The sequence below is a fragment of the Methanosarcina sp. 1.H.T.1A.1 genome (assembly GCF_000979295.1).
GTDB lineage: Archaea > Halobacteriota > Methanosarcinia > Methanosarcinales > Methanosarcinaceae > Methanosarcina.
The window spans coordinates 1-9,596 of record NZ_JJQY01000110.1; the positions used below are offsets into that span (position 1 = coordinate 1).

A 9,596-nucleotide genomic window follows, 5' to 3' on the forward strand; every position below is an offset into this window, starting at 1 on the left:
GTTGAACTGCTTCCGTCTCCGAAGTCCCATTCAACAGACTCAGCATACTGAGACTCATCAGTGAACTGGACTGTCAGCGGGAAGGTACCCTCAGTAACATTGGCACTGAAGTCAGGAACAGGAGGAATTGTAACATTAATACAGTCTTCAACGGTTTTAGTCACTGAAGTTCCATTTCCAGTTGCAATTAACGAAACAGTATACAGACCAGCTTCAGAATAAGTATGAACGGGATTCAGGTCAGTTGAACTGCTTCCATCTCCGAAGTTCCATTCTACGGTTTCAGCGTATTGTGATTCGTCAGTGAACTGAACTGATAGAGGGAAAGTACCGTCAGTAACATTGGTACTGAAATTGGGAATTGGCAGCGCTTGCACGAATATATAATCTTCCCGGACAGATGTATTGGAGCTGCCTACCGAATTATTCACTGTTAGTGATACAGTATGATATCCGGGCTCAAAATATGTGTGTGTGGAGTTTTGAAGCTCCGAACTGTTTCCGTCTCCAAAGTCCCAGCTCCATGATGCTGCATTTTCGGACCTGTCATAAAAACTCACAGTAAGGGGCTGGACTCCCAGGGTCACGTTGGAATCAAAATTTGCCACAGGAAGAAGCAAAGGAGCGGTCCATTCGACACTTGCCTGATTTGACGTGACGGTCTCGCCTGCGGTGTTCACAAAGCTTGCTTCTATAAGGTCAGTACCCGTGGAAGTCCCGGAATAGCTGAAATTAGCCCGCCCGGCTGCATCCGTTGTAACAGAGTTGCTCTGGCCTGCATTCGGGCCTGAAACAACTGAGAAATTGACCTCTTTTCCCTCGAGAGGATTTCCGTCATCGTCCTGCACCACAGAGGCGAGGGTATATTGAGACCCGACAGAAACGTTTCCGGAAGCAGGAGACAGGAGAATCCCTTCGCCTACCATCGCAGTAGTTGATTTTAGGAAAAAGTATGAAAAGAAGATATTGTCATCCGTAGAAGGGTTCTGAGTAAAGACCGAGATGTCGGTATCCCCGTTGTTTACGAAAGGCAGAAGGTTGTAGAGTTCGTCATCGGTCCGTTGATTGATCGGGGCTGCTAATGGGTCCGAAGGATTTTCAATGCTGTCGTCCAGTCCTCCTACAGTCAAAAGCGCGCCGTTACCACTGTATCCATCATCTTCCCCTCCGGCCGAACTGGTAACCCTTACCCCATTTACATCAACATTACTGACCTGGCTACCCCCGCTAGCCTGGTAACTGAAAGATATGCCAAGTCCCATATTAACCATTAAATTCGCATTACCTTTATTGATGGGGTCCCCAAGCTTGATGCTGAAGGTATCCCCTGTTGGATCCTGACAACCAAACAGCAGTATAACTGTATTATCTTCCACCTGGTTAGGGTCCTTAAATATTACTACTAAGACTTCTCCGTCAGAATAAGATGCGCTGGTTTCTTTAATGGTGAAGCCAATTCTCCCTGCAGGAGCTACATCAACTACAGGTTTAACAAACGATGTAACATCTGCCCAATAGTTATGGCAGGTCGAACTGGTTGCAGTACTATTCCACACGACTGTATTCCCATTAATCAGAACGCTTCCTTCAGGGATCTGACTACCCCACGCTCCAGCAGCGATAAGATAAGCACTTTTTACAGTAGCGCCCGTAGGTTTTTCCACCTGAATAATCCCACTGCCGTCGGTGCCAAGCCCATCCACGGAGAGACTAATTTTCCCTGTCTCCGTGACCATTGGCTGCAAAGAAGTGCCAGCCGAGTCTGCCCCGACAAGTGTGTGGGGAATTTTCAGAATAGAATCTTTTTCCAGGGCAATGCCCGGGGTCATTTCATTTTCTGCACTTACCTGTAGAGGAAATGAAGAGAACAGAATAAAAGCTGCAAATAAAATAGAAATGGCTTTTACAAGAGTTCCGGATTCGGATTTCATTTTTCACACCTAAAATCGTTTTCAAAGTAAATGTGTTACAGTTAAAGAGCAAGGTTTGGCTAACAAATATAAGACGGGATGAAAATTTCAGAAAAATATATTAGATAACCAGAGAAATTAATAGTTAAATACAATTCCAAAATATTTGAATGATTATATTAAATTTTTAAATAAGTATGAGACTTAATAATATAAAAAAGTTAAGTTTAAAAACATAACAATTAGAATAAAAAATGATGATGAATAAGCCTGCATAAGCCGTTATTCAGAAAAGAAAAAATATAGAGATTCATATGAATCAATCTTCCGCAGAAGTCCACAAAAATGAGGGATAAAGTACTAAAAAATTTGTAAATTAGAACACCCTTATGTACAAAAGATAGAAAAAATATTACATATGTTATAAAAAAATAATTAAGTGAGTGTAAGAAACTGCTTACCCTTTATCAGCTTCAAAAAAGAGAATACTCAATTACTCAATAATACTCAAATAGCCAATAATTAAAGAAAGTAGAATCCTGAAAAATGCATTTAAAATATTGAAAAAGTGGCTTTTAATGTGTTTATCAGGTTGAATATTTCCAGATACCAAAAAGCACATTGTATTAGAAAAAGAGTCAAGTGACAGAAAAAGAGTCAAGTGCCCGGAGCGTGACTCGAACACGCGACCTCCAGATATCTCAGGAGATTAAAGACGCCTCATATAAAGTCCCTATGAGTCTGGCGCCCCAACCGACTAGGCTATCCGGGCTTGCAACACACAAATGTATTAACATATATTAAAGGGTAACGATCGGAATTGGGGAAAATGGGGTTTTTCATTATTTTTGATGTGAAAAATATAACTCAAGAATGGAAAAGATAAAATGGTCAGTTCTCAGAACACATGAAGAGCATCAGTGAACACGTTATGTTAGAGGTGACATAATAGGGTAATATATAATAAAAGGAAATTATCTGGATATAGCCTATATAACGATTAAAAATATAATTAATAAGTGATATATAAGCTTTCAGGACGATTTTTAAAAACAGGGAAAGCAGGAAAGAGCGCCCGTCAGGGACTTGATCAATTATATCCAAACACATAGGCTGTAAATAGATGTAAATCTGGATGAATATATATAAATCATATAATTATAATGAATGATCGAAATAGACCTTCAGTCAAAGGAGCTGCCCGGAAGGTTCCATTTTCCATGCCGGTAAATCCTTTAAAAAATCACTATCAGAAGGAATTAGTTCCGATTACACTTTCGAGAAGTTAAGTCTTCAATAAATCAGCTCCAACAATACTATTTACTAAATAGTTAATTCAGGGCATTTAATTCCAAACTGAGCTCTCCCAATTTCCCATTGACTCCAAAACTAAAATCTCTCGAGACAGTCCCCGACCTCAGATTAACCATCAGTCCTGAGCAAGGCACCTGAGTTTTCAGGCCGAAAAGGTGTTAGAAAGTAGAGAATTTGGGATTGACACTTAAAAAATTGACACTTAAAAAATTGATTCAGCTTATTGAGATACCTGGATTATATCCCAGATGAGGAATTTCCATGAAAATAAAAGCAAATCTCATATCCGGAAGGACCGCCGACCAGGGCGCACATCTGGAAGCAAAAACACACAAAGGTTATTTTGATGCCTGTGCTTACTGCGAACTGAACTCCGCAGACCTTGAGAGGCTGAGTGCCTCTGAGGGAGACAGCCTGAAGGTTACCACCGAGTTTGGGGAAGTGGTGGTATTTGCAAAGGCAAATGAAGGGAATCCAGATGGCCTTGCCTTTATCCCTATGGGTCCCTGGGCAAATGCAGTGCTGAGCCCTGACACACATGGCTGCGGGATGCCAGGATTCAAAGGTATCCCTGCGGAAATAGAGGTCACGGATGAAAAGCCTCTGGACATGAAGTCCCTGATGAAGAAGTATTTAGAAGATTAAAAGTCCCCTGAAACGAGAAATTCACATTTTCATCCAGGTCCGGAGAAACTGGAAAAATTCGGAGGAAAAAATATGCCAGTAATTAAAGACGCAGTATGTTCCCTCTGCGGGTCCCTCTGCGACGATATCACAGTCACTGTTGAAGATAATAAGATTACAAAAATAGAAAATGCCTGCATTCTCGGGCACAGCAAGTTTGTCGGCATGTTCGAGCATGACAGAATAGAAACCCCGATGATCAGAAAAGATGGGGAACTTGTGCCTGTCTCCTATGAGGAGGCAATCGAAGCTGCCGCAAAAATCCTGGTAAATTCCAGGAGGACACTTTCCTACGGCTGGTGCTCTACCTCCTGTGAGGCGATCAGCGGAGCAATTAAGCTTGCCGAAGAAACCGGTTCAGTCATAGATTCTACAGCAAATGTCTGCCACGGGCCATCAGCCCTTGCTGCCCAGGAGAAAGGGTCTCCTTCAGCCTCCCTTGGAGTAATAAAGAACAGGGCAGATGTAACCGTCTTCTGGGGCTGCAACCCTGTGCATGCGCACCCCAGGCATATGTCCCGTTACTCAAGCTTCTCAAAAGGCTTCTTTACCGAGAAAGGACGGAAAGCCAGGACAATGGTAGTTATTGATGTCAGAAAAACTGACACTGCAAAACTCGCTGATAAATATGTGGAAATTGAACAGGGCTCAGACCTGCTCCTTGTAACTGCTCTCCGCTCAATCGTAAACGGGCATGAGGATGTCATTCCGGAAACCGTTGCAGGTGTTCCTAAGGCTGAAATCATTGAGCTTGCAGAAACTCTGAAGAACGCAAAGTTTGTCTGTATTTTCTTCGGTATGGGGGTCACCCAGTCCAGATCAAAGTACAAGAACGGAGATGCCGTGTCTTCCCTCATTTCAGACCTTAACCAGCACACAAAAGCCGTAATGATCGGAATGCGTGGACACTATAACGTTACCGGTTTCGGGCAGGTAGCAACCTGGGAGACAGGTTTCCCGATGGCGATCGACTTTGCAAAAGGATATCCCTATTACAACCCCGGAGAAACCGGAGCAAACGACCTGCTTGTGCGTGAAGAGCCGGACGCTGCAATTATAGCTGCAGCTGATGCCGGAGCCCACTTCCCCCAAAAAGCAGTCAGGCACCTTGCAAGGATTCCTGTAATCCAGATTGACCCGTATGCCAACCCTACAACCGAACTTGCAGATGTGGTGATCCCATCGGCAATTGTGGGAATCGAAGCAGAAGGGACAGCTTACCGTATGGACGCAATTTCCCTCCGCATGAAGAAATTGATTGATTCAGAATTCAAGACCGACGAAGAAATCGTAAAAGACCTGACTACAAAGGTCAGGGAACTGAAGAGAGGTGCATAAGATGTCGGAAATCCTGATTAAAAACGCCAGCGTCTGTGATCCGGCGCAGGGAATTAACTGCGAGACTATGGACATCTGCATCAGAGACGGCAAGATAGTAGACAGTGTCTCTGGAAATGCGAAGGTTATCGATGCAGAAGGCAAGCTTACCATGGCAGGGGGCTTTGATGGGCACACCCACAGTGCAGGTAAAATTAACGTGGGCCGCTTCATGAACCCCAATGATGCAAGGAAAAACCTTGTACCCGGACTTTCGGGCCAGGTTGCACGCACTGAAAAGACCAGAGCGCAGGTTGGGTACAACACCCCAAACACTTACGCAATCGGGTACAGGTATGCAAAACTCGGGTACACAACTATCTGTGAGGCTGCAATCCCCCTTCTTTCTGCAAGGCACACCCATGAGGAATTTAAGGAAATCCCTATCCTCGACAAAATGGGACTCTCACTCTTCGGAAGCAACTGGCAGGTAATGGAATACATCAGGGACAAAGAACCTGAAAAACTCGCAGCCTATATTGCCTGGGGCCTGAAAGCCTCAAGAGGCTACGGAGTAAAGATTGTAAACCCCGGAGGCGGAGAAGCCTGGGGCTGGGGCAAGAACGTAAGCGGACTCTATGACCCCGTCCCGAACTTTGATGTAACCCCTGCAGAGATTCTCATGGGCCTTGTAGAAGCCAACGAGCGCCTGCAGCTCCCTCACTCCGTACATGTGCACTGCAACAACCTTGGAAAGCCCGGAAACTATGCAACCACCATAGAGACCATGAAGCTTTTTGAAAAGGTAAAGCCAAGCAGGGACAGACAGTCTCTCCACGTTACTCACGTGCAGTTCAACGCCTATGCAGGCACTTCCTGGAGGGACTTTGAGACAGGGGCCCCAATGGTTTCAGATTACATTAACGGGGCAGACCACCTGACTTTCGACCTTGGACAGGTCATCTTTGGCCCTGCAGTGACCATGACTGCAGACGGACCTGTAGAATACGCAAACTCAAGGATGCTGCATGAGAAGTGGAGCAACCAGGATGTCGAACTTGAAGACGCGTCCGGTGTAGTGCCCCTCTTCTATTCCCCAAAAAGCTTCGTAAATGCAGTTCAGTGGGCTATCGGGCTTGAGCTTGCTCTGCTCGTAAAAGACCCCTGGAAAGTCATGTTCACAACAGACAGCCCTAACGGCGGCTCTTTCGTGAACTATCCTGAAGCCTTCACCTACCTGATGAGTGCAAAGAGAAGAGCAGAGGTTATCTCAGGCTTCTCCAAGATGGCTCTTGACAGGATGGTGCTGCCGGGAATCGACAGAGAATTGGACTTCTACGAACTTGCTGTCATGACAAGGAGCATCCAGTCAAAGATATACAGCAGGCCCGAGAAAGGAAACCTGAAAGTAGGGTCAGATGCAGATATTGCAATCTATGACATCCTCCCAGGCCAGATTGACCCGACTACAGAGTACGAAAAAGTTAAGAAAGCTTTCTCAGGTACCGCATATACCCTGAAAGACGGGCTGGTCGTTGTAAAAGACGGAGAAATCGAAGACACCCCGAAAGGAAGGACTTACTGGGTGAATGCGAAGGTCCCTGCAAACATAGACAGCTCCATGCAGAAAGATATAGACCTCAAGTTCAAGAAATACTACACTGTGAGCAAATCCAATTACATGGTTGAGGATATGTACCTCCATAAGCCTGTTGAGATCGGCACAGAAGGGGTGTTCTAAATGCAGGTTGTAAAACTTTCCCTCAAAAAAGCAAATAAAATCCCCATTGAAGCCGATAATGTAAACCCTGACAACTTTGCGGGCAAGACCACGGAAGAGATAAAAGCGATTCCTGTCTTGTACGGAAACGGACAGTGTCCCCTCGGAGACTTCTTCAATGTAGAGGTAGAAGGCAGCGACTCCGTGGAAAACACAAAGATAGTTTTCGAAGGCGATGTCTCCAGGGTAAAGCGAATCGGGCAGAACATGAGCGCCGGAGAGATCGAGATAAACGGCAACGTGGACATGCACTGCGGCTCTGGCATGAAGGGCGGAAAGGTCGTAATCAATGGCGATGCTGACAGCTGGCTCGGCTGCGAGATGGCAGGCGGAGAGATTATTCTCAACGGAAACGCTTCCTATTACGTGGGCGCAGGTTACCGTGGAGAGTCCTGCGGCATGCGCGGAGGAAAGATTACCGTCAATGGCAATACGAAGGACTACCTCGGAGAACACATGTGCGGAGGAGAGATCCTCGTAAAAGGCGATGTAGGGCTCCTTCCCGCAATCTCAAACAACGGCGGGAAAATAGTCATTGAAGGCAAAGCAACCATGCCTGCAAGCGAAATGAAGAACGGTACAGTCATCATCAACGGTGAGGTATCCGATCTGCTTCCCTCTTACAAAGAAGAAGGGACAGAAGAAGTCGAAGGCGTTACATACCGCAAGTTTGTAGGTGATGTTAACGTTGGTGGAAAAGGCATTTTGCTTATAAAGTGAACGACTTAAAATAAATGTATGGCGGATAAGAGACCGAAGTATAATAGACTCTGCGGAGTTTCTTTCTTATCCGCTTTACTACTCTTTTTGTACTCCCTGGTTAATTGGGTTGGTATTATTCCGAAATGGCCTTTTGTTGTATCTCCTTTTCCTTCTTTCCACGCGTCGCACCCTGCTTGAGCCCGCCTGCGTGCCGTAGATAAAAACAAAAGCATTAGGCATGCTGGAAACCTGATGCCAGATATCAATTGTGTATATCAACTGAGTATACAACTGTGTAGTTAGGGATGCCCGTTCTTTTTGCCTACCCGAATTGCGACTCGCCCGAATTGTGACTCGGGATCACAGGAAATCAGAGATTTCCTGGGAGTTGCGATGTAATCGCAACAGTACGCGGTTCTTTTCGCTGCGCTCAAGAGGACTAATTTATGAGTTTTAGCAGTGAGCTCGCTTAAGAGAGCTAATACGGACTAAGGAAAAAGAAATAAGAAAAAAGAAAGGAAAAAAGCTGAAAGGTGTCAGCTTTACTGAAAGAAATCAGTATCCTGTTGCTTCTGCCAGCTGCCTGATAGAAGCTTCTTCAGCAGTATTTCCGAAAACTTTTATCACATAATTTTCATTGCTCCAGATATAGGAGTATCTGGGAACAGTTTCTCCTCCGGATGTGATGTAATTGGTGATTTTCACAGCGGAGTGCCCGTTAAAGGACTCATCCGTAAAAGGGGAGCCTTCACTTAATGGGGGGAAGGAAGCCTTGTATGCAGTGATGAGATTATTTGCAGATTCCTCATCTTCAAGCTCGATCACATCTATATAATAGTCAGTTTCGTTAGAGTCTTTGTAGATCCCTTCGGAGCCGTTAAGGACCCCTGAGACATTTTCAGCTTTGTAATCACTTTTAATTTCATCTGTGGAGAGCGGAAGGGTATCAACATACTCAAAGCCTGCAGGAAGGGTTTCAAGCGTGCTTATTCCAGCTGTATCTTCATCAGAAATTGCGTTTGTTTCCGGATTGTCCGAATCTGTCCCGTTAACTGCAGGGGTGTTGTTATCCACGCAGCCTGAAAACGCGATCATCAAAACCGCAAACACAGATATTAAAGCTATACTTTTTTTCATGGGATTTCACCTTGATCCGTAAAACCCTGAAAAACCGGGTGGTTTAAAGAATCAGGATTTCAGAATTAAAAAGATCGTCAGAACTAAGAAGTCTGCAAATAAAAAGTTATCTGCAAAAATAAACCAAAAAAGGATTTGAAAGAGAGAAGGGCAAGGAAAACCCTTCACTCAGAATTTAGTTGTTCCTCCTGAAGAGGTAGACGACTGCAAGGAATCCGACAAGGCCAAGGAAAACTCCAAATCCAGGAGCACCTTCTTCTGCCGGGGTTGTTTCGCCCTCTACGGGTTCAGTTTCTCCTGCAGTTGCTTCCTCAGTTGGTTCTTCAGTTACACCCTCGCCTGGAGTTTCAGTTACGTCCTCATCAGGTTGGGTTACTTCCTCTCCGATTTCGGTTTCATTATATCCAGGAAGTCCCACGGTTTCGTTTCCTACACCGAGAATCCTCACAACGAATGGGAAGTACCTGAGTTCATTGACAGGAGTGTCACCTATTTTGAAAAACATGCCTTCAGCGATTTCCTCTTCGGAGTCCAGGGTCAGGGTGAAGGTATCCTCATTGCTGATCGTGAGGGTTGGACCGTTGATGGAAACGTCGTCGAGGTTACCAAATTCGTCGTCAGATTCGATGGTCATTGCGTTTGCGTAGTCAATGAGCCAGAGACCTTCGATCTGGGCAATGCTGTCAACTGCGCCCTGGAAGACCTGGTTGACATGCACTCTCAGGACAACAACATCGTCTTCGTCCTGGATG

Annotated in this window: 7 protein-coding genes and 1 tRNA gene; 4 read left to right on the forward strand and 4 right to left on the reverse strand. The window is 45.1% G+C overall.

The window, feature by feature from the left end; all coding sequences use genetic code 11:
- Both EO95_RS11620 and EO95_RS11625 read right to left on the reverse strand, forming a co-directional pair.
- Positions 1-1,931 (reverse strand): PKD domain-containing protein (locus tag EO95_RS11620; RefSeq protein WP_048134850.1); only part of this gene is annotated, 1,931 nt, incomplete at its 3' end.
- A 641-nt stretch (positions 1,932-2,572) separates the two neighbouring features.
- Positions 2,573-2,682: transfer RNA gene (locus EO95_RS11625), tRNA-Met, on the reverse strand.
- An 803-nt stretch (positions 2,683-3,485) separates the two neighbouring features.
- Here EO95_RS11625 and EO95_RS11630 point away from each other — a divergent pair.
- The 4 genes from EO95_RS11630 to EO95_RS11645 all read left to right on the forward strand — a co-directional run bounded on the left by EO95_RS11630 (position 3,486) and on the right by EO95_RS11645 (position 7,725).
- The gene (locus EO95_RS11630; protein ID WP_048134851.1) at positions 3,486-3,869 is read left to right on the forward strand and encodes a molybdopterin dinucleotide binding domain-containing protein; all 384 of its coding nucleotides are present in this window, start codon (positions 3,486-3,488) and stop codon (positions 3,867-3,869) included.
- Between the two features lie 72 nt (positions 3,870-3,941).
- On the forward strand, positions 3,942-5,246 hold the full coding sequence (locus EO95_RS11635) for a formylmethanofuran dehydrogenase subunit B (RefSeq protein ID WP_048134852.1): 1,305 nt from the start codon (positions 3,942-3,944) through the stop codon (positions 5,244-5,246).
- A 1-nt stretch (position 5,247) separates the two neighbouring features.
- Entirely contained in the window at positions 5,248-6,966 is a 1,719-nt protein-coding gene (locus tag EO95_RS11640) for a formylmethanofuran dehydrogenase subunit A (RefSeq protein ID WP_048134853.1), read from the forward strand.
- A complete protein-coding gene (locus EO95_RS11645; RefSeq protein WP_048134854.1) occupies positions 6,967-7,725 on the forward strand; it encodes a formylmethanofuran dehydrogenase subunit C in 759 nt (252 codons plus the stop codon).
- 537 nt (positions 7,726-8,262) lie between these two features.
- On the opposite strand, the gene EO95_RS11655 is transcribed toward EO95_RS11645, so the two are convergent.
- Both EO95_RS11655 and EO95_RS11660 read right to left on the reverse strand, forming a co-directional pair.
- Positions 8,263-8,844: a hypothetical protein gene (locus EO95_RS11655; protein ID WP_048134856.1), complete on the reverse strand. Its 582-nt coding sequence runs from the start codon at positions 8,842-8,844 to the stop codon at positions 8,263-8,265.
- A 175-nt stretch (positions 8,845-9,019) separates the two neighbouring features.
- Positions 9,020-9,596: S-layer protein domain-containing protein (locus EO95_RS11660; protein WP_048134857.1), on the reverse strand; the 577-nt coding region annotated here is incomplete at its 5' end.

Excerpts from the sequence above, each read along its gene's own strand:
- EO95_RS11630 (WP_048134851.1), top strand. The coding sequence starts at position 3,486 with ATGAAAATAAAAGCAAATCTCATATCCGGAAGGACCGCCGACCAGGGC.
- EO95_RS11635 (WP_048134852.1), top strand. The coding sequence starts at position 3,942 with ATGCCAGTAATTAAAGACGCAGTATGTTCCCTCTGCGGGTCCCTCTGC.
- EO95_RS11640 (WP_048134853.1), top strand. The coding sequence starts at position 5,248 with ATGTCGGAAATCCTGATTAAAAACGCCAGCGTCTGTGATCCGGCGCAG.
- EO95_RS11645 (WP_048134854.1), top strand. The coding sequence starts at position 6,967 with ATGCAGGTTGTAAAACTTTCCCTCAAAAAAGCAAATAAAATCCCCATT.
- EO95_RS11655 (WP_048134856.1), bottom strand. The coding sequence starts at position 8,844 with ATGAAAAAAAGTATAGCTTTAATATCTGTGTTTGCGGTTTTGATGATC.